The organism is Aeromonas sp. A04, from assembly GCF_047780465.1.
In the GTDB taxonomy this organism is placed as follows: Bacteria; Pseudomonadota; Gammaproteobacteria; order Enterobacterales; family Aeromonadaceae; genus Aeromonas; species Aeromonas bestiarum.
The window spans coordinates 506,702-531,910 of the sequence record NZ_JBLNHP010000001.1 but is presented as its reverse complement, the minus strand read 5'-3'; the positions used below and the strand labels follow the sequence as shown (position 1 = coordinate 531,910).

19 protein-coding genes are annotated in these 25,209 nt (G+C 62.4%); 16 read left to right on the top strand and 3 right to left on the bottom strand.

The window, feature by feature from the left end; translation table 11 throughout:
• Positions 1 to 324: 324 nt before the first annotated feature.
• From ACM3N8_RS02290 to ACM3N8_RS02245, 10 genes are all read left to right on the top strand, one after another.
• Complete coding sequence (locus ACM3N8_RS02290) at positions 325 to 2,439, top strand: sigma 54-interacting transcriptional regulator (RefSeq protein ID WP_416015389.1); 2,115 nt, start codon at positions 325 to 327, stop codon at positions 2,437 to 2,439.
• Between the two features lie 10 nt (positions 2,440 to 2,449).
• Entirely contained in the window at positions 2,450 to 3,274 is an 825-nt protein-coding gene (gene fdhD, locus ACM3N8_RS02285) for a formate dehydrogenase accessory sulfurtransferase FdhD (RefSeq protein ID WP_111588762.1), read from the top strand.
• A gap of 196 nt (positions 3,275 to 3,470) precedes the next feature.
• Entirely contained in the window at positions 3,471 to 4,073 is a 603-nt protein-coding gene (recR, locus tag ACM3N8_RS02280) for a recombination mediator RecR (protein WP_043138375.1), read from the top strand.
• A gap of 241 nt (positions 4,074 to 4,314) precedes the next feature.
• Positions 4,315 to 6,228 (top strand): molecular chaperone HtpG, encoded by a 1,914-nt coding sequence (gene htpG / locus ACM3N8_RS02275; RefSeq protein WP_098984246.1) that lies wholly within the window; start codon positions 4,315 to 4,317, stop codon positions 6,226 to 6,228.
• Positions 6,229 to 6,486: 258 nt separating this feature from the next.
• Positions 6,487 to 7,131 carry an adenylate kinase gene (gene adk, locus ACM3N8_RS02270; protein WP_043138383.1) on the top strand — a complete coding sequence of 215 codons (645 nt, stop codon included), beginning with the start codon at positions 6,487 to 6,489 and terminating at the stop codon, positions 7,129 to 7,131.
• Positions 7,132 to 7,244: 113 nt separating this feature from the next.
• A complete protein-coding gene (hemH, locus tag ACM3N8_RS02265; RefSeq protein WP_043555430.1) occupies positions 7,245 to 8,219 on the top strand; it encodes a ferrochelatase in 975 nt (324 codons plus the stop codon).
• Between the two features lie 39 nt (positions 8,220 to 8,258).
• Positions 8,259 to 8,651, top strand: a complete 393-nt coding sequence (locus tag ACM3N8_RS02260) for an MAPEG family protein (RefSeq protein WP_290016771.1) — start codon at positions 8,259 to 8,261, stop codon at positions 8,649 to 8,651.
• 186 nt (positions 8,652 to 8,837) lie between these two features.
• Positions 8,838 to 10,142: an inosine/guanosine kinase gene (locus ACM3N8_RS02255; protein WP_043138387.1), complete on the top strand. Its 1,305-nt coding sequence runs from the start codon at positions 8,838 to 8,840 to the stop codon at positions 10,140 to 10,142.
• Between the two features lie 182 nt (positions 10,143 to 10,324).
• Positions 10,325 to 10,687, top strand: a complete 363-nt coding sequence (locus ACM3N8_RS02250; protein ID WP_042034251.1) for a DUF2750 domain-containing protein — start codon at positions 10,325 to 10,327, stop codon at positions 10,685 to 10,687.
• 169 nt (positions 10,688 to 10,856) lie between these two features.
• Positions 10,857 to 11,351, top strand: coding sequence for a hypothetical protein (locus ACM3N8_RS02245; RefSeq protein WP_043138390.1), 495 nt, complete (start codon positions 10,857 to 10,859; stop codon positions 11,349 to 11,351).
• Here the strand turns inward: ACM3N8_RS02245 and ACM3N8_RS02240 are convergent.
• On the bottom strand, positions 11,314 to 12,954 hold the full coding sequence (locus ACM3N8_RS02240) for an EAL domain-containing protein (RefSeq protein ID WP_416015388.1): 1,641 nt from the start codon (positions 12,952 to 12,954) through the stop codon (positions 11,314 to 11,316). The two genes, ACM3N8_RS02245 and ACM3N8_RS02240, sit on opposite strands and share 38 nt — an antisense overlap.
• A gap of 188 nt (positions 12,955 to 13,142) precedes the next feature.
• Between ACM3N8_RS02240 and glgC the strand changes: the two genes are divergently transcribed.
• The gene (gene glgC, locus ACM3N8_RS02235) at positions 13,143 to 14,417 is read left to right on the top strand and encodes a glucose-1-phosphate adenylyltransferase (protein WP_043555434.1); all 1,275 of its coding nucleotides are present in this window, start codon (positions 13,143 to 13,145) and stop codon (positions 14,415 to 14,417) included.
• Between the two features lie 94 nt (positions 14,418 to 14,511).
• Here the strand turns inward: glgC and ACM3N8_RS02230 are convergent, their stop codons facing one another.
• Positions 14,512 to 16,512, bottom strand: coding sequence for a hypothetical protein (locus tag ACM3N8_RS02230; RefSeq protein WP_416015387.1), 2,001 nt, complete (start codon positions 16,510 to 16,512; stop codon positions 14,512 to 14,514).
• 134 nt (positions 16,513 to 16,646) lie between these two features.
• Positions 16,647 to 17,198: a lipoprotein gene (locus ACM3N8_RS02225; RefSeq protein WP_043138398.1), complete on the bottom strand. Its 552-nt coding sequence runs from the start codon at positions 17,196 to 17,198 to the stop codon at positions 16,647 to 16,649.
• A 325-nt stretch (positions 17,199 to 17,523) separates the two neighbouring features.
• Between ACM3N8_RS02225 and ACM3N8_RS02220 the strand changes: the two genes are divergently transcribed.
• The 5 genes from ACM3N8_RS02220 to dhbA are packed head-to-tail and all read left to right on the top strand — an operon-like array spanning position 17,524 to position 25,190.
• The gene (locus tag ACM3N8_RS02220; RefSeq protein WP_290016765.1) at positions 17,524 to 18,687 is read left to right on the top strand and encodes an isochorismate synthase MenF; all 1,164 of its coding nucleotides are present in this window, start codon (positions 17,524 to 17,526) and stop codon (positions 18,685 to 18,687) included.
• Positions 18,684 to 20,351, top strand: coding sequence for a (2,3-dihydroxybenzoyl)adenylate synthase (locus ACM3N8_RS02215; protein ID WP_290016764.1), 1,668 nt, complete (start codon positions 18,684 to 18,686; stop codon positions 20,349 to 20,351). The genes ACM3N8_RS02220 and ACM3N8_RS02215 overlap by 4 nt, the downstream gene beginning before the upstream one ends.
• Positions 20,352 to 20,374: 23 nt before the next feature.
• Positions 20,375 to 21,301 carry an amonabactin biosynthesis bifunctional protein AmoB gene (gene amoB / locus ACM3N8_RS02210; RefSeq protein ID WP_290016763.1) on the top strand — a complete coding sequence of 309 codons (927 nt, stop codon included), beginning with the start codon at positions 20,375 to 20,377 and terminating at the stop codon, positions 21,299 to 21,301.
• Positions 21,298 to 24,411, top strand: a complete 3,114-nt coding sequence (gene amoF, locus ACM3N8_RS02205; protein WP_290016762.1) for an amonabactin biosynthesis non-ribosomal peptide synthetase AmoF — start codon at positions 21,298 to 21,300, stop codon at positions 24,409 to 24,411. Before amoB ends, amoF begins: the two co-directional genes overlap by 4 nt.
• A 29-nt stretch (positions 24,412 to 24,440) precedes the next feature.
• A complete protein-coding gene (gene dhbA / locus ACM3N8_RS02200) occupies positions 24,441 to 25,190 on the top strand; it encodes a 2,3-dihydro-2,3-dihydroxybenzoate dehydrogenase (protein ID WP_103472460.1) in 750 nt (249 codons plus the stop codon).
• Positions 25,191 to 25,209: the final 19 nt, after the last annotated feature.

The window sequence follows — 25,209 nt, the reverse complement described above, 5'->3', positions numbered from 1 at the left end:
CCCATCAAACGACGCAATGCGGCGACGCGAGCCGACAGGAATTGGCGGAGCACGGCAATATATGTGAGCCAATGTGAGCATATTTGGTAGTGATGGCGGGATATTGGCGCTGGCCTGTCTGGTTGTAATGGGGGTAGGGCTACCTTATTATGCGTCAGGCAGTGAGAAGCTATTTCAAGGCATGTTAGTTTTTATAATTAAGCGTTAAGTTTTTAAAAATTAATTATAACATCTGACGGATCTGGCTGACCTGTTGTTTACCGTCGTTGCTGACCGCAATGTGCCTGCAATCTTTTGCCCATATAGATGTAACGTGAGGCCAGAATGCTGAATGTGAGTGCCATTCCGTTAACCGACATCTCACCCATCTGGGATGACGGCTTTCTCTCTCTCTCCAAGAACCTGCTCTCCGCCGTCACCCTGGATGATTTCATCAAGAAGCTGAACCGGATCGATGCCTGCTTCGCCGGGGTGACCCGGGTCAACCTGATCCTCAATCTGGGGGCGGGGGAGGAGGCCCTCTTCTACTTCATGGGGGAGAAGGGCCCCAAGCACCTGGTCTGTGCCAAGGCAGATCTCCATTTCTCCAGGGAGCAGGCCATAGTGCTGCCCGCGGCCCGCTTTCACAACCGCTGCGAGTTACTGGCGGCGGCCGGGGTGTATGAGGGGTTGCACTCTTACTGCCAGTTGCCCATCACCACGGCCCGCAGCCACCTGGGCGGGGTGGAGTTCATCAGCCCGGCGGCCAACGCCTTCCCGATGGAGACCCTGGCCAAGCTGACCCAGCTGGCGGCCATCGTCGCCATCGCGCTCGAAAACGTGCTCGACAAGGAGCGCACCCTGGAGCAGGCCAACTCCCTGCGTCTGGAGCGCGACAGCTGCAAGATCCTGGTGGATGTCACCAATGCGGTGATCAAACTGGTGCGCATCGCCGAGTTGCCGAGGAGCCTCTTCTCCATACTGCAGCACCACTTCTTCATCAGCAGCCTCTGCCTGGCGGAGTACAACGCCACCTCCGACAGCTTCAAGAGCTATCTGGTCAATCAGCAGCAGAGCGATCAGCCCGGCATCATCAACCACTCCTGTTTCGAGAAGAACTGTCTGCAGGGGGCGCTCGGCCACAGCGAGCCCTTCTTCATCTATCGGGAGCAGGGCCACGGCTGCGATTCGAGCTGCCGCTTCAGCTCCCAGATACTGCCGGCCGATGCGGACAGCTCCTGCATACTGCCGCTGCGCTATCGGGGCAACCTGCTGGGGGTCTTGATCCTCTCCCACCCAGATGCCGATTTTTTTGCCGACATCGATATCTCATTGCTGGAGCAGGTGGCGGCCCGCACCGCCATTGCCATGAACAACGTGCAGGCACAGCAGGAGATCTCCAACACCACGGGTGCCCGCGAGAAGACGATCCGGGTGGCGGAGCTCGAGCCCAACGCCGATTTCTCCAGCATCATCTATCAAAGCGCCGCCATGGAGAGCGTGCTGGAGAAGGTGAAGCTGGTGGCCCAGAGCGACTGCTCAGTGCTGATCCTGGGGGAAACCGGCACCGGCAAGGAGCTGATCGCCCAGGCCATCCATCGGCTGAGCGATCGCCGCGAACAGGAGATGGTGAAGGTGAACTGCGCCGCCATTCCCACCGGCCTCATCGAGAGCGATCTGTTCGGCCACGAGAAGGGGGCCTTCACCGGCGCCCTGGCCCAGCGCATCGGTCGCTTCGAGCGGGCCCACAAGGGCACATTGTTTCTGGACGAGGTGGGGGACATGCCGCTGGACTTGCAGCCCAAGCTGTTGCGGGTATTGCAGGAACACGAGCTGGAGCGGGTCGGCAACAGCAACCCCATCGCCATCGACGTGCGGCTGGTGGCGGCCACCAACTGCGATCTGCTCTCCATGGTCAAGAACAAGCGCTTCAGAAGCGATCTCTACTACCGGCTCAACGTCTTTCCCATCGAGTTGCCGCCCCTGCGCGAGCGGCGCGAAGACATACCGCTCTTGGTCAACTTCTTCATCAAGAAGATCGCCAAGCGGATGCGGCGCAACATCACCTCGATCCCGGCCGATGCCATGAAGATGCTGGTGTCGCTCCCCTGGTACGGCAACATCCGCGAGCTGGAAAACATCATAGAGCGCGCCGTGGTGATGACCCGGGGCCATGTGCTCAACCTCTCGCCGGACGAGCTGATGCCGCTCAAGGGCTATCACAAGATAGAGACCCTGGTCTATGACGAGCCCGAGCAGGCCTTGTTCAAGGGCGCCAGCAGCCAGAGCGAGGGGGTGGAGGACGAGCGCCAGACCATCATAGACACCTTGCGCGAATGCAACGGCATAGTCGCGGGGGAGCGGGGCGCTGCCAACCGGCTCGGCATGAAACGCACCACCCTGCTGTCGAAGATGAAGCGGCTCGGTATCTCGGCGAAAGCCCCCCAGACCCTCAACTAAGGGCTCCAAGATGTTGCTCGAACTCGATAGCGATACGCCGCTGGCGCTTAGCGCCCACCGGGAGGTGGTCCATTACCAGCGCGATGGCGTCACCACGGACAGCGCCATGCAACTGCCCTGCGAAACTCCGGTGGCGCTGGTCTACAACGGCCTGGCCCACAGCGTCATGATGTGTTCGGCCGCCGATCTGGAGGACTTTGCCATCGGCTTTTCACTTTCCGAGGGGATCATCGACGCCCTGCAAGACATCCACGACATCGAGCAGGTCGATGGCTGCCAGGGCATAGAGCTGCATATCACCCTGGCCAATCGCTGCGTCCATCGCCTGAAAGAGAAACGGCGCACCCTGGCGGGGCGCACTGGGTGCGGCATCTGTGGCAGCGAGAGCCTGGAGCAGGTGGTGCGCACCTTGGCACGGCTGCCGGACAGCCAGCGCTTCGAGGTGACCCTGATCGACAAGGTGCTGGACGCGCTGCGCCCGCTGCAACTGCTGGGGCAGAGCACCGGGGCCACCCATGCCGCCGTCCATGTGGATGGTGCGGGCAATATCCTGGCCATTCGCGAGGACGTGGGGCGTCACATAGCGCTCGACAAGCTGGTGGGGCACCTGCAGCGCACCGGCCGGCGCGATGGCGCCATTCTGGTGACCAGCCGCGCCAGCTTCGAGATGGTGCAAAAGTGCGCCAGCGCCGGTGTGGAGATCTTGCTCGCCATCTCGGCCGCCACCGAGCTCGCGGTCGAGCGGGCCGAGCAGACCGGGCTCACCCTGGTGGGCTTTTGCCGCCCGGGCCGCGCCGAGATCTACAGCGGTCGTCAGCGGATCCTGCTGGGCTAGTGTGGCCGCAGTCGCTGCCTCATCCGGTTGGCGACGTCATAGCGCCGGCAGGCACAAGGCCAGTGGCGGACGGGGGGCGGCTCGGGTATAGTCCTGCGCCAACAAGATAGGTTCGGCCGGGCGAAGCGCAACCCGCACCCGCGAGGGTTGCCTGAGGTCGCCGCCCGCCGACACAGCGTCAAAGGATACTTAGCCCATGAAATTCAGCCCCTTGCTGGATGAGATGATGAAGGCCCTGCAGGTGCTGCCGGGGGTCGGTCCCAAGTCGGCCCAGCGCATGGCGTTCACCCTGCTCGAGCGCGAGCGCAGCGGCGGTTTGCGCCTGGCCCAGCTGCTCAACCGGGCGCTGACCGAGATAGGCCACTGCAGCCATTGCCGCACCTTCACCGAGAACGATCGCTGCGAGATCTGCGCCAATCCCAAGCGCGAAGAGAGCGGCCTGCTGTGCGTGGTGGAGAGCCCGGCGGACGTGGCCGCCATCGAGCACACGGGCCAGTTCTCCGGCCGTTACTTCGTGCTGATGGGGCACCTGTCCCCCCTCGATGGCATAGGTCCGGAAGAGCTGGGGCTGGAGATCCTGGAGCGGCGCCTGAAGGCCGAATCCATCAGCGAGCTGATCCTGGCCACCAACCCCACCATCGAAGGGGATGCCACTGCCTGGTATATCGCCGACATGGCCCGCGCCGCCGGCGTCAAGGTGAGCCGGATTGCCCACGGCGTGCCGGTGGGGGGCGAGCTGGAGCTGGTGGATGGCACCACGCTTTCTCACTCGCTGATGGGGCGTCAGCCCCTTAATTGAGCCTGCGTCAGCCCCTTAATTGAGGCCGCATCAGCCACTGAGCTGAGCCTGCGCCAGGCTTATTGTTTCCCAAACCCGCCTCGGCGGGTTTTTGTTTGAGCGATGGGCGGCGCCTGGCTGAGTGCTGGCGCAAAAATCGCCATTCGCACCGTCAGCAGACTTGTCCCCCTTGAAATGGGGATCCCAGGCCCCATCTTGTATCAGGAATGTGTTCAACCCGAATCGCCTGAGGATAGTGTCGATGACCCAAAGCGTTCATGCCGAAACCCACGGGTTTCAGACTGAAGTCAAACAACTGCTGAGCCTGATGGCCCACAGCCTCTACTCCAACAAAGAAGTGTTCCTGCGCGAGCTGATCTCCAACGCCTCAGATGCGGCGGACAAGCTGCGCTTCAAGGCGCTTTCCGATGCCTCTTTGTTCGAAAACGACGGCCAGTTGCGCGTTCGCCTGGTGGTTGATAAAGAGAACCGGACCCTGACCATCTCTGATAACGGCATAGGTATGAGCCGGGATCAGGTGATCGAGCATCTGGGCACCATCGCCAAGTCCGGTACCGCCGAGTTCTTCAAGAACTTGTCCGGTGATCAGGGCCGCGACTCCCAGCTGATCGGTCAGTTTGGGGTGGGTTTCTACTCCGCCTTCATCGTTGCCGACAAGGTGACTGTGGTTTCCCGCGCCGCCGGCACCGAGCCTGATCAAGGGGTGCAGTGGGAATCGGAAGGGGAAGGCTCCTTCACCGTGGCCGATGTGACCAAGGAAGGCCGTGGTACCGACGTCATCCTGCACCTGCGTGCCGAAGAGGAAGAGTTCCTCGACGACTGGCGTCTGCGCGCCGTGGTCGCCAAGTATTCCGACCACATCAGCGTGCCGGTGGAGATGTTCAAAGAGGGCACCCCGGACCGTGAAGAAGATGGCGAGACCGTCGTCGGCACCCCGGGCGAGTGGGAGCAGGTCAACCGAGCCACCGCACTCTGGACCCGCAATCCGAAAGAGATCAAGGACGAGGAGTATCAGGAGTTCTACAAGCACGTCGCCCACGACTTCGAAGATCCGCTCTTGTGGGGTCACAACCGGGTGGAAGGGGCGCAGGAGTACACCAGCCTGCTCTACGTACCGGCCCGCGCGCCCTTCGATCTCTACAACCGGGATCAGAAACACGGCCTCAAGCTCTACGTGCAGCGCGTCTTCATCATGGACGACGCCGAGCAGTTCATGCCGGCCTACCTGCGCTTTGTCAAAGGGGTGCTGGATTCCAACGATCTGCCCCTCAACGTCAGCCGTGAAATTCTGCAAGACAACAAGGTGACCGTCTCCCTGCGCAAGGCCTGCTCCAAGCGGGTGCTGACCATGCTGGCCAAGCTGGCCAAGGATGACAGCGAGAAGTACGCCAAGTTCTGGAGCGAGTTCGGCAACGTGCTCAAAGAGGGTCCGGCCGAGGATCACGCCAACCGCGAAGAGATCGCCAAGCTGCTGCGCTTTGCCAGCACGGCGGGCGAGGGCGAAGCCCAGACCGTCTCTCTCGAGGATTACGTTGGCCGCATGAAGGAAGGCCAGCAGAAGATTTATTACATCACCGCCGACAGCTTCGCCGCCGCCAAGAACAGCCCGCACCTCGAGATCTTCCGCAAGAAGGGCGTCGAAGTGCTGCTGATGTGGGAGCGCGTCGACGAGTGGCTGATGAGCCACCTGACCGAGTTCGACGGCAAGCAGCTGGTCTCCGTCACCCGTGGCGAGCTGGATCTGGGGGATCTGGAGGACGAAGCGTCCAAGCAGGCGCAGGAGGAGGCTGAAAAAGCCAACGCCGGTCTGGTGGAGCGGGTCAAGCAGAGCCTGGCCGACGCGGTGAAAGAGGTGCGTGTCACCCACCGTCTGACCGATTCACCCTCCTGCATCGTCACCGACGACCACGGCATGAGCACCCAGATGATCAAGCTGATGCGCGCCGCCGGCCAGCCGGTACCTGAGCAGAAGTACATTCTGGAGCTCAACCCCGACCACGCGCTGGTGAAGAAGCTCGACACCATCCAGGACGAGGCGCTGTTCGGCGAGTGGGTCACCCTGCTGCACGAACAGGCCCAGCTGGCAGAGCAGGGCGGGCTGAATGATCCGGCGAGCTTCGTCTCCCGTATCAACCGTCTGTTACTCCAGGCATGATGTTTGGGCCCACTGCATGCAGTGGGCCTTTTTTATGTGGCGCTTGCCCGACAAGGGGCAAGCGCCTCTCTTCGTTATTGGGGGGGCGCTGCATTTTCACTCATTTTTTCAGGGTAGCGTTGCGGCTTGAGTCGCCTCGCCGCTGCGGGAACATGGTGAAAAATAAGCCACTCACACGGGGCAAGCTTGTGAAAATGAGCGAAACCGTGTAGTTTTTTGCCTTCTCAAGAATTGAATAACCAATCAATAGGAGCGTGTATGCGCATTGTTCTGTTGGGGGCTCCGGGTGCCGGCAAGGGTACTCAGGCTCAGTTCATCATGGAAAAACACGGTATTCCGCAGATCTCCACCGGCGACATGCTGCGTGCGGCGATCAAGGCGGGCACCGAGCTGGGCCTCAAGGCCAAAGCCGTGATGGACGCAGGTCAGCTCGTCTCTGACGACATCATCATTGGCCTGGTCAAAGAGCGTATCGCCCAACCGGATTGCGCCAACGGCTTCCTGCTGGATGGCTTCCCGCGCACCATTCCCCAGGCGCAAGCCATGAAGGATGCCGGTGTCGTGGTCGACTTCGTGCTGGAATTCGACGTGCCGGACGAAGAGATCGTCAAGCGCATGAGCGGTCGTCGCGTCCACTCCGGCTCCGGCCGTACCTACCACGTGGTGTTCAACCCGCCGAAAGTGGAAGGCAAGGATGACGTGACCGGCGAGGATCTGGTGATCCGTGCCGACGACGAAGAGACCACGGTGCGCAAGCGTCTGGACGTGTACCATCAGCAGACTGCGCCGCTGATCGGTTTCTACGGTAAAGAGGCGGAAGCGGGCAACACCCGTTACGTCAAGATCGACGGCACCCAGCCGGTGGATCTGGTCAGCAAGCAGCTGGCCGCCATCCTGGGCTAAGCCTGCCGTTGCCAACCGCAATCGGTCGATAACGAGTCTGAGACAAGGGTCCATCCAGGGCCCTTTCTTGCATCATAACAAGAACGACAAAAACAGCATGACAGGAAGCTAACGTGACCACCAAAACCGGGATCTTGCTCGTCAATCTGGGGACGCCAGCGGCGCCGACCACCTCCGCCGTCAAGGCCTTCCTCAGCCAGTTCCTACAGGATCCGCGGGTGGTCGAGATACCTCGCCTGTTGTGGTCCCCCCTGCTCAACTTCGTCATATTGCCACTGCGTGCCCCCAGGGTGTCCAAGCTCTACCAGCAGATCTGGACCGAGCAGGGATCGCCGCTGATGGCCATCAGCCAGCGTCAGCGCGATGCCCTCGAGCAGGAGCTCAAGCGCGAAGGGGTGGATGTGCCCGTGGTGCTCGCCATGACCTATGGCAAGCCGTCACTGGCCGACGGTTGGCAGGCGCTCAAGGCGCAGGGGGTCAACCGGGTGATACTGTTGCCGCTCTATCCCCAATATGCCGCCAGCACCACGGCCGCGGTGTTCGACGGCTGGGCGCGGGTGATGAAAAACGAGCGCCACCTGCCGGTGATGCGGCTCATCCGCGACTATCACAATCACCCCGAATACATACAGGCGCTGGCCATGAGCGTGCGCCGCCAGTGGGAGCAGCAGGGCCAGGGTGAGCATCTGCTGATGTCGTTCCACGGCATCCCCCAACGCAGCGAAGACGAGGGTGATCCCTATGGTCATCAGTGCCGGCGCACCGCGACCCTGCTGGCCGAGGCCCTGGGTCTTGCGCCCGAGCAGTGGAGCGCCAGTTTCCAGTCCCGCTTCGGCAAGCAGGAGTGGCTCAAGCCTTATACCGATGCCACCATCACGGCGCTGGCGGGGCAGGGGATCAAGCGACTCGATGTGATCTGCCCGGCGTTTTCCGCCGACTGCCTCGAGACTCTGGAGGAGATCCAGGTCGAGAACCGCCACCTCTTTACCGAGGCGGGTGGCGAGCAGTTCCATTACATTCCGGCGCTCAACAGCGATCAGGCCCATATCCGCATGATGGTGTCGCTGATCTGCCGCGAGCTGGCGTGACCACCCGGGTTTCAACGTTCAACGATAAGGATTGTCTTCATGATGCATATCACCCTGATTTACGCCGGCCTCTTGGGGCTGCTGTTCCTCTTGCTCTCCTTCTGGGTGGTCAAGCGCCGTGCCCAGTTCAAGGTGATGATAGGGGAAGGGGAGGCGCCCGAGATGCGCTCCGCGATCCGCGCCCACGGCAATTTCGCCGAGTACGTGCCGCTCACCCTGCTGCTGATGGCCCTGTGTGAACTGGCGGGGGTCGGTGCCCTCTGGCTGCACCTCGGCGGTGCGCTCCTGCTGGTGGGGCGAATCCTGCACGCCATCGGCATCCAGATCCCCAGGGCGCCGAACAAGCCCAGGCTGTTTGGTACCCTGTTCTTCTGGCTGTCCCTCGGCCTCTTCTCCGTGCTGGCCCTGGTGCAGGGGCTCTCGTTCGGCTGATTTCCTCATCGTGGCTGACTGAAAAAACCACCTCCCGGCGAGGTGGTTTTTTTATAGGAGCGGGATAAACGTTTTCCTCTGCAGCCCTTGTCTATACTGACGCCATATTTTAATCAGGCGACTTTTCGGCGCGGCGGATTGTGTTAAAATCCCGCCCCTCTTTCCCCCAGAGCACAGAACATTGCCATGAAATTTCCCGGTCAGCGCAAGTCCAAACACTACTTCCCGGTCGACAGGCGCGATCCCCTGATCCCGCAAAATCCCCTGCTTACCGAACTTGGCAAAGCCTATGTGGTGGGAATCGATCAGACCCTGGTGGACATCGAAGCCCATGTGGATGAGGACTTCCTGAACCGTTATGGCCTGAGCAAGGGCCACTCTGTGGTGATCAGTGACGACGTGGCCGAACGGGTCTACGAAGAGCTCAAGACCAACAACATGGTGGTGAGCGAGTTTGCCGGTGGCACCATAGGCAACACCATGCACAACTATTCGGTGCTGGCGGACTCCCACTCCATCCTGCTCGGTGTCATGAGCCAGGACATCCGCATCGGCAGCTACGCCTACCGCTATCTGTGCAACACCTCTTCCCGCGTCAACCTCGATTACCTGCAGCCGGTAGACGGCCCGGTCGGTCGCTGCTTCACCTTCATCACAGAGTGCGGCGAGCGCAGCTTTGGCATCAACGCCGGCAAGATGAACCAGCTGGATGTGCACCATGTGCCGGAAGAGGTGATCAAGGGGGCTTCCGCCCTGGTGATCACCGCCTATCTGGTGCGCGGTGACGATGGCGATCCCATGAAAGAGGCCGCCATGGCCGCCGTGCGTTACGCTCGCGAGGCCGGCGTGCCTGTGGTGCTGACCCTGGGTACCCGCTTCGTCATTGCCGACAATCCCCAGTGGTGGCGCGACTTCATCGCCGAGAACGTGACTGTGCTGGCGATGAATGAAGATGAGGCCGAGGCTTTGACCGGCATCGCCGATCCCCTCGGCGCTGCCGACAAGGCGCTGGACTGGGCCGACATGGTGCTCTGCACCGCCGGCCCCATCGGCCTCTACATGGCGAGCTACACCGAAGAAGATTACAAGCGCGAGACCACCCATACCCTGCTGCCCGGTGTCATCCCCGAGTTCAACATGTATGAGTTCAGCCGCCCCATGGCCCGCGCCAAGTGCCGCAAGCCTGCCCGCATCTACTCCCACATCTCCCCTTACATGGGTGGCCCGGAGAAGATCAAGAACACCAACGGGGCAGGGGATGGCGCGCTGTCTGCCGTGCTGCACGACATGGTGGCCAATGCCTATCACCGCATGAATGTGCCGAACTCCGCCAAGCACATGTCCGAGTTCCTCACCTACTCCTCCCTGGCCCAGGTGTGCAAGTATGCCAACCGGGTCAGCTATGAGGTGCTGGCCCAGAGCAGCCCGCGCCTCTCTCGCGGTCTGCCCGAGAAGGAAGACAGCCTGGAAGAGGTTTACTGGGAGCGTTGATCCCGACCATGGCAAACGCCTCCTTCGGGAGGCGTTTTATCAGGCAAAACACGGCATTGGGCAGTTTTTTGTGCGAATAACCCCAAGATGCTTGAGTCCATGTCACTTTTGCGACACCATTTGGCCACCGCATTGCCACTCGGCACTGCAGTGGCCGCAGCACCCGATAAAGAGAGAGCCCCATGAGTAAGTTAACTGACAATCTTGACGCCAATTTCCAACTGTTCATCGAAGAAGTCCGCGAGTCGGGTCAGGTGTGGGGCTTGCGTTATGGTGAAGACTGGGTCGTCTGCCGCTCTGCCGAATTTGAAGATGCCGATGTGATGCCGCTCTGGTCCGCCGAGGTAGATGCCCGCCTGCATTGCGTGGACGAGTGGGCCGACTACGAGCCGGAAGTGATCGAGCTGGAAGAGTTCCTCGACATCTGGATCAACGATCTGGACGAGGACGATGTGCTGATCGGCCCGAACTGGAATGCCGATCTGGAAGGCCAGGAGCTCGAACCCATAGAGCTGGCCAAGGCACTGGTCGAACTGGACGCCTGAACCGTTCTGCATTGATGGCCACGGCCATCGGATGCCTGAAGAACCGATATCCGCGAGGATGTCGGTTTTTTTATGGCCAGCTTGCAGAATACTGAATGAAAAGGCGATTTGGCTTTGCACCTGCGGGGGGTATGGTCCATCATCAACCTTTTGCCGAGCGGGAGGAGCCATGTTTGTATTCGACGTAACCGGCATTGCAGGGGAGCGCGCCGAGATCCGGGTCCAGGCGCTGGACTGGGGGCAGACAGGCCCAGTCACCTTCAGCTGTGATGACGATCAACTGGCCGTGCTGCTGTTGACCGAGTGCCGCTGCGATGCGGTGGGTTTCTTCAATCTGCTGGCGGGCAGCAAGCCGCTTTATCTCGAACAGTGGCTCGCCTATCTGCAGGAGACAGGCCGCATCGCCAAGCAGAGCAGCCAGCTGGAGAGCCCGGCCCAGAGCGACTACCTCGCCAGAGCCGGCTTCGAACACGAAGAGCTCAATGCCCTGCTGGGCCAGATCTATCAGGTGGCGGGTTTCAACCGCCTGCAGATCAACCGCTACCTCAAGAATCGCCACAATCCCACCACACTGGCGACCCGTTACGATCAGAAGGAGCTGGAACGTTATCGCCAGCTCAACGACATCATTCTGACTCTGCTGAAGTTGAAGCGTCCTCAGTAAATAGGCCAAGCTGGCTGATATCCGGCCGCAACTGCTGGGGCTTGGCGATGAGATAGCCCTGCAAGCCGTCCACATACATGCCCTGCAGCAGCTGTTTCTGGCCAAGTTGCTCCACCCCCTCCGCTATCACCTGGCAGCCCATGCGATGTGATACGTCCACTATCATCCGCACGAACTGCTGATTGGTCAGATCCTGCTCCAGCCCCGTGATCAGGGCGGGATCCAGCTTGATGTAGTCGGGCTTGAGCTCGCGAAACAGGTTGAACGACCCTATCCCCTTGCCGAAGTTGCAGATGGCGGAGCGACTGCCGTTGCGCCTGAGCAGCTCGAACACCCGCTTGGCCCCCGTCATGTTGCGCTCCAGATGCTCCTCATCCAGCTCGAACACCAGGTTGGCGCTGGTGTTGGGATCCTTGAGCAATTGCCGGTCGAGCCAGATCAGGAAGGCGCTGTTTTGCAACAGGTTGCTGGAGAGGCTGATGCCCCAGCGACTCTGGTTGGAGCCAAATGCCCGGTACTGCCGCATGACGTTGATGACCAGCATCTGCTCCAGCCGCATCACCATGTCCAGTCGCTGGGCCATGGCAAACAGGGTGTCGGTCGGCAGCACTGTGCCATCGGCGCCGCTGAAGCGGGTGTAGATCTCGTTGTAGGCCAGCATGCTGCGGTGCATGGGCTGGATCGGCTGATAGGTAAAGCTGATGCGCTCCTGCTCCAGCAGATCATTGAGCACCAGCTTCCAGTGGTGCTGGCCCTGCAGTTCCACCACGTCATCGTCCTGTTGAATGGCCCAGCCGTTGACCGTTTCTGTCTGGGCGCGAGCCAGCGCCAGATCCGCCCGCGCCAGTATGGCCTCTATCTTCTGCCCGCTGCTCAGGCGCGTCAGCCCCGAGTAGGCGGCGCTCTCCAGCTCGTGTTGTTGTTGATAGTGATCGAAGGCGATTTTCAGATCCCGGCCGAGCAGGGGCGGCGGTATGTTGGCCACCGGCTGCACCAGCACGGCGAAGTCGGCCCCCGAGATGCGATAGACCTGATGACCCGGGAAGCGGCTGACCACCCGGGTGATGAGATTGGCGATATCCTTGATGTAGGCGTCCCCCGACTGGAAGCCGCGCTGGGCGTTGAGCTTGCCAAGTTCGGTGGCGCGGATCAGCACCAGGGTGGCGGTCTGGGTATCCTGATCCCGCTGCAGCAGCTCCGTCATGTCGCGCCGAAACGCGTGGCGGTTCTGCAACTGGGTCAGCTCATCTTGGGTGGCCTGATTGTGCAGCTCGCTGATCTGACGGTGGGCGTCGAGCTCGGCTTCATTGAACCGGGTCAGCAGTTGTTGCAATGCCTCCTGGGCTGCCGGGCTCTCCAGACAGGCGGGATCGCGCAGTCGCAGTGCCTTGAGCCAGACTTGTTCCTGCTGTTCACGCTCAGCGTTGCGGGTGCGATGGGCCAGCATGAACAGCAGGCCAAAGCCGAGCAGGGTAGTGCCGACGATGAGGACCAGGGTGAAGGGGGTTGCCTGTACGGCGAGCCAGATACCTTGTAACAACAGCAGAGGAGCACAGGTGACGGCTGCGATCAGTAACAGGTTACTCCCGAGCTTGTTCAACATCTTGTCATCCTTGATGATGCGTGTGATGTTGAAATTCTAACCAAGCTCGGGGTGTAAAGCATGGGATCCCGCTCAACTCCTGGAAAAGGGCCAATTGAAATCGGTTAAATGTGAGTGAAACCACTTTCATGGGCACTTAAAAAGGCGAAGATGGGTTGAAAATAGATCAAACAAGGCAGAGGTAAATCATGTTGTTAGAACCCGTAAATACTGCCAAAGCACGGCAACTATTGAATCAGAGTATGGCCTTGGTGCTCGCGGGGGGACGGGGCAGCCGCCTGAAGCAGTTGACGGACAACCGCGCCAAGCCTGCCGTCCATTTCGGCGGCAAGTTCCGCATCATCGACTTCGTGCTCTCCAACTGCATCAACTCGGGCATTCGCCGGGTGGGGGTGGTGACCCAGTACAAGTCCCACAGTCTGTTGCGCCACCTGCAATCGGGCTGGTCCTTCCTGCGCTACCAGATGAACGAATTCATCGACCTGCTGCCCGCCCAGCAACGGGTGGACGAGGTGCACTGGTATCGCGGCACCGCCGATGCCATCTATCAGAACGTCGACATCATTCGCGACTACGGCCCCAAATACATAGTGGTGCTGGCAGGGGATCACATCTACAAGATGGATTACGCCGCCATGCTGCTTGATCACGTGCGTCTCGGTGCCAAGGTGACGGTGGCCTGTATCGAGGTGCCACGGGCGGAGGCCTCTGCCTTCGGGGTCATGGACATAGACGAGCAGCGCAAGATCCGCGCCTTCGTCGAAAAACCGGCCAACCCGCCGGCCATGCCGGGCCATGAGGACAGATCCCTGGCCTCCATGGGCATCTACATCTTCGAGGCGGAGTACCTCTATCAGCTGCTGGAAGAGGACATCCACAATCAGGAGTCCAAGCACGACTTCGGCATGGACGTGATCCCGCGCATCGTGGGAGAGGGCAAGGCCTTTGCCCATCCCTTCACCATGTCCTGTGTCGGTGCCAAGGAGGGGCAGAAACCCTACTGGCGCGATGTGGGGACCCTGGATTCGTTCTGGGAAGCCAACATGGATCTCGCCTCCGTGGTGCCCGAGCTCGACATCTATGACGAAAACTGGCCCATCTGGACCAGCCAGACCATGACGCCGCCCGCCAAGTTCGTGCAGGACAGAAACGGTCAGCACGGCATGACCATCAACTCCATGTTCGCGGGGGGATCCATCGTCAGCGGCTCCTTCGTGCTCAACTCTGTGCTGTTTACCCATGTGCGGGTGCACTCCTTCTGCACCCTGGATCAGGCCATCATATTCCCCGGGGTCGAGATAGGTGCCGGCTGTCGTCTGCGCCGGGTGGTGGTGGACAAGGGCTGCGTGCTGCCCGATGGACTGGTGGTGGGGGAGAACGCGGACGAGGATAGCCGCCGCTTCTATCGCTCCGAACAGGGGATCGTGCTGGTGACCAAGGAGATGCTGGCCAAGCTGGCGTGAGAGAGAAGCGTGAAACTGTGTCAGACGTTGTAATGCAAAGGGAGCCGAATCGGCTCCCTTTCTTTATGGTGTGTCGTTGGATTTATCCGCTGACTTATTTCTCGCTGACAATGGTCTTGGCGGCCATCACCATGGCGGTGCCATGTTTGCCACCGGCGGCGGTGACTTGCGGCACGCCGTCTTCGTCCGTGTCGCCACCGGCTCCTTCGATGACGTTCTCACCGGAGTCGCCGATCCACTCGGCCATCTGCATGCCGCCGTTGACCGTGGCACGGAACCAGCTCACGTAGCGCTGGGTCAGCTGGGCCAGTTCCAGCGCGGGGGCTTTCTCGCCTCCTTCGTTGCGCAGGTTCAGCATGGCGGAGCGCAGGGCGCCCGAGATGGCGGCCTGGGTCCAGGGGGTGTATTCGCCCTGCTTGGCCGTGAGCCAGGTGCCGGCCTTGGTATTGAAGTAGGCCTTGTCGGCGGCGATGAAGAGCTCGCGCGCGGCAGTGCGGTACTTGGCATCCGAGGTCGCCAGGAAGGCGGCCGTCAGACCCCGCACGGCGGCAAATTGCGCGTCGATGGACTGACCGGCATCCAGCTTGCCACCCAGGGTCAAACCGTCATGCACCAGACCGTTCTTGCCCTTGAGCTTGCCGAGGATGAAGTCGGCCTGCTGGCGAATGAGCACCAGTGCCTGCTGGCCTTGTGCGGTTTTCAGGTTCAGCTCGCCGTTGTCACCGGCGGCGTAGCCGACCGGCAGTGCATCCTGGGCACGCTGGAAGATCTGCAGGGCGACCAGGGCGTAAGCGGCGTCGAAGGTGGTGACGTGCTTGCCCTGTTTGCCTGCCTGCCAGCTGTCGACCAAAGTGCCGGCCTTGGGTTCGAAGTGCAGGGCGTTGAGGTTCTTGAACACCATGCCGGAGAGGTTCAGGGCCAGGGAGAAGGCGTCGTCGCCGACCACCTGCTTGGCGCTCTGACCCTGGGTGTTGGCGGCCGGGGCGGCGGCAAACGGGGCACCGTCAAACACGGCGTGGAAGGCCGGGTTCTGGTTGGTGTTGGCCGTGCGTTGATCGCTGAAGGCGTAGAACTCGGAGAGCGGCCACAGCATCATCCAGGCGTCGCGCAGCTGGGCTGAGCCGTCCACCACCTCCAGTTTGCCGATGGCGCCCACGTCATTCTTGCTGGTTTCGGTCACTTTCACCTGATGGGGGAAGTAGACGATACCCTTGGATGGATCGTATTGCGGTGTGATTTTGGCACCCAGCTGCTTGCCATCGAAACCGAGCTGGCCCTGCATGATGGCCAGCTTGTCGATGGACTGTTCGGTCAGCATCATGCCGTTGAAGCCGTCGGCGGCAGAGACGCCCAGCTTGTGCTTGCCGTCCTGATCCATGGTGGACGACGCGGCTTCCACTTCTTCATCGCTCTCGGCCACGTGCATGCCGCCGAGGAAGTCCTGGGACCACATCACCTCTTTGAGCAGTATGCCGCCCACGGCTGCCGGGTTCAGCAGGTTGTCGGCTCCGCTCCAGCGCAGGGTGGCGTAGTCGCGAAAGTAGGCCGGTACCTGGGTCTTGACGGTTTTCTCTGTGCCCTTGGCGGTCTTGATGGTGATCTGATCGCCGTTGACCGGGGTGGTGTTCACCGCTTGTGCAAACTCCGGATTGGCGGAGGCGTAGGGCAGGGAGAGGGGATACATGCCTTGCGGCACTTCATCGGCCGGGAAGCCGACGGCCTCGGCCATGGCCAGCACCCGCTTGCCGAGGTCGGCCAGGGTGCCGCCGCGGGCCAGGTTTTGCGGACCGTTCACCAGATGGGGGCCCATGCCGGACTGATAGTTCAGCGCGTACATGGCCTCTTCGGAGTATTCATAGGATTCGATGCCGGCGGCGAAGTCGAACGGAGTCGGCTCATCGGCGCGGTTGGCATCCAGCACATCCAGATCCAGCCCCAGCGCTTCGGCCAGCGGCTCGCCGGAGAGCTCGAATTCGGTATAGGCCAGCATGTTGGCGGCGGTGTTGAATGTCTTGTCTTCCACCTTGACGGCAGCCTGTACGGCGCCACTGAGCAGTGCGCAGGCGATCGCCTGTACCAGTACGGTTTTTCTCATGTCCCTTCTCACCATATGTTTGATTTTATTATGACGCTTCTCATGAATCTAAATGAGAATGGTGTGCATTATGTACCAAGGCGATGGGCTTGAGAAGAGAAAAGCCGCGCTCCGAGAGGGGCGTGGCCTGAGGGTCACAGCAGCTTGAAGGGGATGACCAGTCGGCCCGGTTCCACCTTGAGCGCCTCGACCTTCTCCTTGATCCTGGCTTCGTTCTTGCGACTGCCATCCAGCCGATAGACGGGGGTCTGGGAGAGGAACAGCGAGAGCGACTGGTTGAAGGTGGGCAGCAGGGGGGTGAGGGCGGCGCCCACGTCGGCCGGCTCCGTCTTGACCGAGATGAGCTCGAGATCGCGCAGGTAGATGGCGCCCTGTTCGGCCACATAGTCGGGGCGGGCGCTGAGGGAGAAGCGGATCTTCATCTGCTGGCTGCCAAGGGGGCTGCTGACCTGCAGATCACCGGCAGCATCCAGCTCGACCCGATCGGCGCGGGCGCGGCCGATGCGGCTCTGCATCTCGTCCAGGCGGATCTTGCTCGACATGATGCCGGGGATCCCCAGCTGTTTCTCGAAGGCGACCCTCTCTTTGAGGTATTGGTTGATTTCGCCTTCGCTGACGTTGTACTGGGTGAGCGAACAGGCTGCCAGCAGCAGGCTGAGGGGGAGCAGAAGCAGGTGCTTTAACATCGACAGTTCCGTGAGTTGAGATAAGTGACCAGAAAGATGGCGCCATCTTAGGGGGAAATGCCCCTGGCTGCCAGTCTGGGTACACAGCTGCCGTTTTTGTCGCAGCCTCATATGGGGTGTGGGCTGTGTCTTCATACGAGTAACCCTTTCGGTGCCTGGCATGGCAGGCCGCCAGTGGCGCGGTTTGCCCAATATCCACAGATAAGTTCCAGTTTTATCGATATAAAAATCCCATTGACCGGGTGATTTCAAAGCGAGTATTTTACCGCCGCACAAATACAAATTGATAATCATTATCATTTTGAATCATGTTTGAGGGTGTAACGTGGATACTCTTGTGATGGAAAATAGCGCACCTGCCCAGGCTGCGTCTCCGCCCGATTTCTTGTTTACCTCAGGTCAGGGCACGATCAGCGCCTACGATCTGGGCCAGCCTATCACCACCCCCGCCTGCGAATGGCCCTTGCTGGAGCGACAGATAGCCAGGGCGCTGGCGGCGGCCGAGGCTGCAGGGCAAGCCAATCCGCTGCTGATCGGTGCCTTCGCCTTCGACCCGGCCGACGCCTCCTGCCTCTATGTGCCCGGCAGTTATGAGCGGGGAGAGCGAGCGCCCGCGGCGGAGCGTGCCGCCGAGGCCAACCGGGTCATCTCGGTGCAGAGCACGCCGGCGGCGGCCGAGTTCAAGACATCGGTCAGCTCGGCGCTGGATGCCTTCGCCCAGGGTCACCTCGCCAAGGTAGTGCTGTCGCGCAAGCTGATCCTCACGCTGCACAAACCCGCCGATCCCGAGCAGGTGCTGGCCCGGCTGATGAGCCAGAATCCCCATGCCTTCCACTTCTCCCTGCCGCTCGGGCAAGATCGCCGCCTGCTCGGCGCCAGCCCCGAGCTGCTGTTGCGGGTCAGCGGGGGCGAGGTGTTCACCCACCCGCTGGCGGGCTCTGCCAAGCGCGGCGGCGAGCCGGCGCAGGACCGGCAGGTGGCCCGGGATCTGCTGGCCTCCCGCAAGGATCAGCATGAACACCGTTTGGTGATCGACGAGATCCGCCGGGTGCTGACACCGCACTGCCGCGAGCTGGCCATTCCCGCCAATCCCACCCTGATGAGCACGGATACCCTCTGGCATCTGGGCACGCCCATCGCCGGCCAGCTGCATCCGGGTCAGGCTTCTGTGCTTTCCCTGGCCTGCCAGCTGCATCCGACCCCGGCCCTATGTGGTTACCCCACAGAGCTGGCGCGCCAGTTCATCCTCGAGCAGGAGCCCTTCCGGCGCGCCCTGTTCAGCGGCATCGTCGGCTGGTGCGACAGTCAGGGCAATGGCGAGTGGGCCGTGGTGATCCGCTGCGGCGTGCTCGATGGCCATCAGGTGGAGCTGTTTGCCGGCGCCGGCATAGTGGCAGGCTCGGATCCCGCCATGGAGTGGGCCGAGACCGGCACCAAGCTCGGCACCATGCTCAAAGCCCTGGGCCTGAGTCCGGAGGTGGCACAATGACTCAGCCCAACCGCTTCCTGCCCTATACCCGCTGGCCCGCAGAGCTGGCGGATCAATACCGAGCCAAGGGCTATTGGCGCGGTGAACCCTTGACCGCCATGCTGGCGCGCCAGTGCGAAGTGGCGCCGGATGCCGATGCCATCCTCTGCGGCGAGCGCCGCTTCAGTTATCGCGAGCTGGACGCGGCCTCGAGCCGACTGGCCGGGCGGCTCGCCCGCCATGGCCTGGGGGTGGGGGATACCGCCCTGGTGCAACTGCCCAACGTGGCCGAATTCTATCTGGTGTTCTTCGCCCTGCTCAAAGTCGGCATAGCGCCGGTCAATGCGCTCTTTAGTCACAACCGGCTGGAGCTCCTCTCTTATGCCGAGCAGATCATACCCCGCCTCTTTATCGGCTCGCTCGCCCATCCGCTGTTTGCCAACGGGGATCGCCACAGTGACCTGCTGCGAGGCATAGGTGCCGAGCTGGTGTTGCTGGATGGCGAAGCGGGCGAACTGGGTCTGGCCCACTGGCTAGGGGCGCGAGATGACATGGGCACGGCGCCCCTGAACTATGGCCCTAGCCCGGCGGACGAGGTGGCCTTCTTCCAGCTCTCCGGCGGCAGCACAGGCACTCCCAAGCTCATTCCCCGTACTCACGACGACTATCTCTACAGCGTGCGCCGCAGCAATGAGATCTGTGAATTGGGGCCCCACACCCGCTATCTGTGCGCCCTGCCGGCGCCTCACAACTTCCCCCTGAGCTCCCCGGGTGCCCTGGGGGTGTTCGAGGCGGGCGGCGCCGTGGTGCTGGCGCCGGATCCCGGCCCCATGAGCTGCTTCCCGCTGATAGCCCGCCACGGCGTCAACCTCTGCTCTCTGGTGCCGCCGGCGGTCTCCCTCTGGTTGCAGGCGGCCGAGGCGGACCCGTCCGTGCGCCGCCAGCTCGAGAGCCTGGCCTTGCTGCAGGTGGGCGGCGCCAAGCTGGCCGAGGCGGTGGCGCGCAAGATCACCCCGCTGCTCGGCTGCCGGCTGCAACAGGTGTTTGGCATGGCCGAAGGCCTGGTCAACTACACCCGGCTGGACGATAGCGATGACAAGATAATCCACACCCAGGGCCGCCCCATGAGCCCGGACGACGAGGTGCGCATCCTTGATGAGGCGGGCAATCCGGTCGCTCCCGGCGAGCCTGGCGCCCTGCACACCCGCGGCCCCTACACCTTCCGCGGTTACTACCAGAGCCCGGCCCACAACGCCCGGGTGTTCGATGCCGAGGGCTTCTACTGCTCCGGCGATCTGGTGGTACAGGATGCCGATGGTTACCTCACCGTGGTCGGGCGGCAGAAGGATCAGATCAACCGGGGCGGCGAGAAGATAGCGGCGGAAGAGGTGGAAAACCAGCTGCTGCACCACCCGGCCATCACCCAGGCGGCCCTGGTCTCCATGCCCGATAGCGCCATGGGGGAAAAGAGCTGCGCCTTCATCGTCAGCACGGATCCCGCCTTGAAGCCGCTGGCCTTGCGCAAGTTTCTGCGCGAGCGCGGGGTGGCGGACTTCAAGCTGCCCGACCGTTTCGAAACCCTGGACGCCCTGCCGATGACGGCGGTGGGCAAGATTGACAAGCAGGGGCTGCGGGCGCGCATTGCGCACGCCATCGCCGCCAACCAGTCCCTGACAACAGCATAAAACTAAAAAGGAATCATGACGTTATGGCTATCCCAACCCTGAACAATTACGCCATGCCCAGCCAGTGGAAGGCCAACAAGGTCAACTGGTCTCTGGATCCCAAACGCGCCGCCCTGCTGATCCACGACATGCAGGAGTACTTCACCGCCTTCTATGGCGAAAACAGCCCGCTGATCGCGGATCTCACCGAGCGCCTGGCCGCCGTGCGCAAGCAGTGCAAGGCACTCGGCATCCCGGTCTTCTACACCGCCCAGCCCAAGGATCAATCCCCCGAAGATCGCGCCCTGCTCAACGACATGTGGGGCCCGGGGCTCAACAAGCGGCCCGAGCTGCAGCAGGTGGTGGCAGCACTCTGCCCAGAGCGGGACGATATTGTGTTGGTCAAGTGGCGCTACAGCGCCTTCCAGCGCTCCGAGCTCGAGCAGATGCTCAAAGCGCTGGGACGGGATCAGCTCATCATAGGCGGCATCTACGGCCATATCGGCTGCATGATGACCGCCTGCGACGCCTTCATGCGTGACATTCAGCCCTTCTTCCTGGCGGACGGGGTGGCGGACTTTTCCCTGGCCGACCACCAGATGGCGCTGGACTACGTGGCGACCCGCTGCGGCAAGGTGATCCCCTGCGAGGAGGTGCTGGCCATTGCCCCGGCTTCCACCTCTGCCACCCAGAGCAATCCGTTGCTGACCAATCCATTGCTGACCTACGAGGGGCTCAAGGCGCGGCTGCTGAGCCATATCGACGAGGACGAGGGGGAGTTTGATCCCGACGAGAACCTCATCGACTACGGCCTGGATTCGGTGCGCATCATGTCCCTGCTCACCGAATGGCGCGCCGCCGGGGTGGAGCTCGGCTTCGTGGACTTGGCCAAGCTGCCGACCCTCAACGGCTGGTGGCGCCTGATCGAGAAGAAGCTGGCCGAGCAAAACACCCTGGAGGTGGTGCAATGAGCCGCTTCCCCTTGACCATACCCCAGCAGGGGCTCTGGTCCGGTCATCTGCTCAACGACGACAAGGCGATGTTCAACACCGCCGAGTGCATCGCCTTCGATGGCAAGGTCGACGCGGCCGTGCTGGTGGCCGCGCTCATCCGGGCTGTGGGTGAGTGCGAGGCGCTCAAGGGCCACTTCGAAGAGGATGGGGAGGCGGTCTGCTTCGTTTCGGACGAGGCACAGCTCGCCTATGGCGAGGTGAACCTGGCGAGTGACGACGAGGCCGCCGCCCGCGGCTGGGCCTGGGCCGATCTGCGCCGTCCGTTCGAGTTGACCAAAGAAGCCCCCTGCCGCTTCGCCCTGCTGCGCGGCCCCGGCCGGGATTACCTCTACAGCTGCGTGCACCACATAGCGCTGGATGGCTTTGGCACCACCTTGCTGTTCCAGCGCATCGCCGAACTCTATGGCGAAGGGCTGGCAGGGGCAGTGCCGTCGCCATCGCCGTTTGGCCTGCTGGACGAGGTGCTGGCCGAAGAGCTGGCCCGCGAGGATAGCGGCAAGAACGCCGCCGCCCGCACCTTCTGGCAGGAGCAGTTGCAAGGCTGGCCCGAGGTGAAATCCTTTGGCGAGGCCCGCGCCCCCATCGCCGCCGAGTTTATTCGCGAGAGCCGCCCGCTGCCGGCGGCGCTGTGGCAGGCGCTGACCGGCTTTGCCGACGAGCACAAGTTGGGTTGGCCCGATCTGCTGCTGGCCGGCCTCTCGGCCCAGTTGTCCCTTGCCAGCGGTCAGGAAAAGACCCTGCTTGGCCTGATGATGATGAACCGCATCGGTTCGGCCTCCCTGACCGTGCCCTGCATGCAGATGAACATCACCCCCCTGGCTCTCGCGCTTGGTGAAGAACTGGATCTGGCGGGAGCAGCCGGCGCCGTGGCCAAGGCCAAGCGCGGGGTGCGCAAACACCAGCACTACCGCTACGAACTGCTGCGCCGAGACCTTGGTCTGGTGGGGGGCGACAAGCGCCTGTTCGGCCCACTGGTCAATATCATGCCGTTCGATCATGCCCGCCGGTTTGGCCCCCTCAGTGCCCATATTCTCAACATCAGTGCCGGCCCTGTGGAGGATCTCACCATAGAGGTGCAAGTCGGCGCCGACGGTCAGCCCAGACTGGATCTGGACGCCAACCCCGGTTGCTACCAGCAGGCCGATCTGGCGGCCATCGCCGATACCCTGTTCGCCCTGCTGGGCCGCTGGCTGGCCGAGCCCACCCTGACTCTGGGAAGCCTCAAGGCCGACTGGCTGGCCGAGCAGCGGCTGGCTGCGCTGATCACTGGCCCTGACCATGAAGTGATCAAGGTGCGCCCTGTGCTGGATGCGCTCTGCCACTTCGCCGCCCAGACCCCGCACAAGATTGCCTTGATACAAGGGGAGGTGAGTGTCAGCTACGAGGCGCTGCTGACTCGCTGCGAGCAGATGGCGGCGGCCCTGCAGGCGTCCGGTGTGCAGCCGGGAGATAGAGTCGGCGTCATGCTGGCCCGCACCCCCCAGGCCATCTTCGCCCAACTGGCTGTACTCCTGGCGGGCGCCGTCTATGTGCCGCTAGACCCCGAGCAGCCGCTGGAACGTCAGGGCCACATACTGCGGCTGGGGGAGGTCAAGACCCTGATCACCCAGGCGGAATATCGCCACAAGCTGGCCAGCCTGTTTGAAGGTCGTACTCTCCTGGCGGGGGATCTGGTGAGCGACGATCGGCTCAACCAGCCGGCCGCCGGTCGCGCCGTCGCCTACCTGATGTTCACCTCCGGCTCGACCGGTCTTCCCAAGGGGGTGGCGGTCAGTCACGGGGCGCTGGATCACTTTGCCGCCGCCGCCCGCTGCCGCTATCACCTGGATGAGGGGGCGCGGATGCTGCAATTCGCCCCCTTCAATTTCGACGCCAGCATCGAAGAGGTGTTCGCCACCCTGAGCGCCGGTGCGACTCTGGTGCTGCGCACCGACGCCCTGCTCGAATCCATTCCCGCCTTCGTGGCCGGGGTGGAGGCGCTGGGGATCACCCATCTCGATCTGCCCACCGCCTTCTGGAACGAGTGGGTGGTGTCCCTCGGCGCGGGCCAGGCCCATATCCCGGCCAATCTGGCTACCGTCATCATAGGCGGCGAGGCCGTCTACCCCGAGCAACTGGCCCAGTGGCAGCGTCAGGGCCGCACTGATGTGCGCCTCTTCAACACCTACGGCCCCACCGAGACCACTGTCGTGGTCACCACTCAGGAGTTGCAAGGGGAAGACCCGACTCAGGCCCAGCTGCCCATAGGTCTGCCGCTGCCCGGCATGCAGGCACTGATCCTGGGGGCGGGGGAGCAACCCGCCGAGGAGGGGGAGCTGGTGCTGCTCGGCCCGCAGCTCGCCAACGGTTATGTGGGCAGCGCGCAGAGCGCGAATGTGCAGAGTGCACAGGGCGGTTTCGGTACCCTGAGGGTCGGCGCGCAGGAGCTGCCCGTCTATCGCACCGGCGATAGAGTGCGCTGGGTGGCCGGTCGTCTGGTCTATCTGGGCCGGCGCGACAACGAATTCAAGATCAGCGGCTACCGGATCCAGCCCGGCGAGGTGGAGGCCCAGTTGCTGGCCCTGCCCGGGGTGGACGAGGCCTGCGTGCAGGGGGTGAGCATCGGCAGCGTGCGCCGGCTGGTGGCCTTCGTGGCCGGGTCCGAGCGCGACAGCCGGGTCATCAAGGCGCAGCTCGCCAAGGTGCTGCCTGCCGCCATGATCCCCACGGACTATCGCCACTATGACCAGTTGCCCCGCACCGGCTCCAACAAGCTGGATCGCAAGGCCCTGCTGGCTCAGTACCAGGCGGGGGGGGAAGCCCTGACGCTGGGCAGCGAGACCGAGAACAGGGTCGGCGCCATCTGGCAACAGATCCTGGGGCTGGCCACCATGGCGCCCGCTGACAACTTCTTCGAGCTGGGGGGCCAGTCCCTGCAGACCATACAGATAGTGAACCGGCTCGGCGCCGAGTTCGGGGTACAGGTCAAGGTCTCCGATGTCTTCGATCATCCCCGTCTGGATGAGTTCTGCCGTTTCCTCGATGGCAAGCTGACCGAGGATGAAGAGAGCGTGGAGATGGTCTGGTGATGGGCAAGATGACGAAGGAGCAGCAAAAAATGGCGTTTGATTTCACTGGCAAGCGGGTCTGGGTAACCGGGGCCGGACGTGGCATAGGGTTTGAGGTGGCGCAGCAGTTCGTGGCCGCCGGCGCCGAGGTGATCGGGCTGGATCAGGCCTTCCCCCATGCGGATTATCCCTTCACCACCCGGTTGCTCGACATTCGCGACTCAGGGGCGGTCAATGCCTGCTGCGAGGGACTGCTGGCGGACGGCGGGCTGGATGTGCTGGTGAACGGGGCCGGGGTCTTGCGCCTCGGCCCCACCGAGACCCTGAGCGATACCGACTGGGATGACTGCATGACGGTCAACGCCAGCGGCGTCTTCTACCTGCTGCGGGCCCTGGTGCCCCATTTCAAGGCGCAGCAGCACGGTGCCATCGTCACCATAGGCTCCAACGCGGCCCATGTGCCGCGCATGCAGATGGCTGCCTACTGCGCCTCCAAGGCGGCGGTCACCAGCCTGACCCAGACGGTGGGGCTGGAGCTGGCCCCCTTCGGGGTGCGGGTCAACCTGGTGTCGCCTGGCTCGACGGATACCGAGATGCTGCGCGGCATGTTGCCCGATGAAGGAGCCATGGCCCGCACGATCAAAGGGCTGCCGGATCAGTTTAAACTCGGCATCCCACTGAACAAGATCGCCACCCCCCGTGAGATCGCTAATACCGTCCTCTTCCTGGCCTCGAGCCTGGCCAGCCATATCACGCTGCAGGATCTGGTTGTCGACGGCGGCGCCACCCTGAGCGCCTGATCCAAGAGGCTGAGATAAC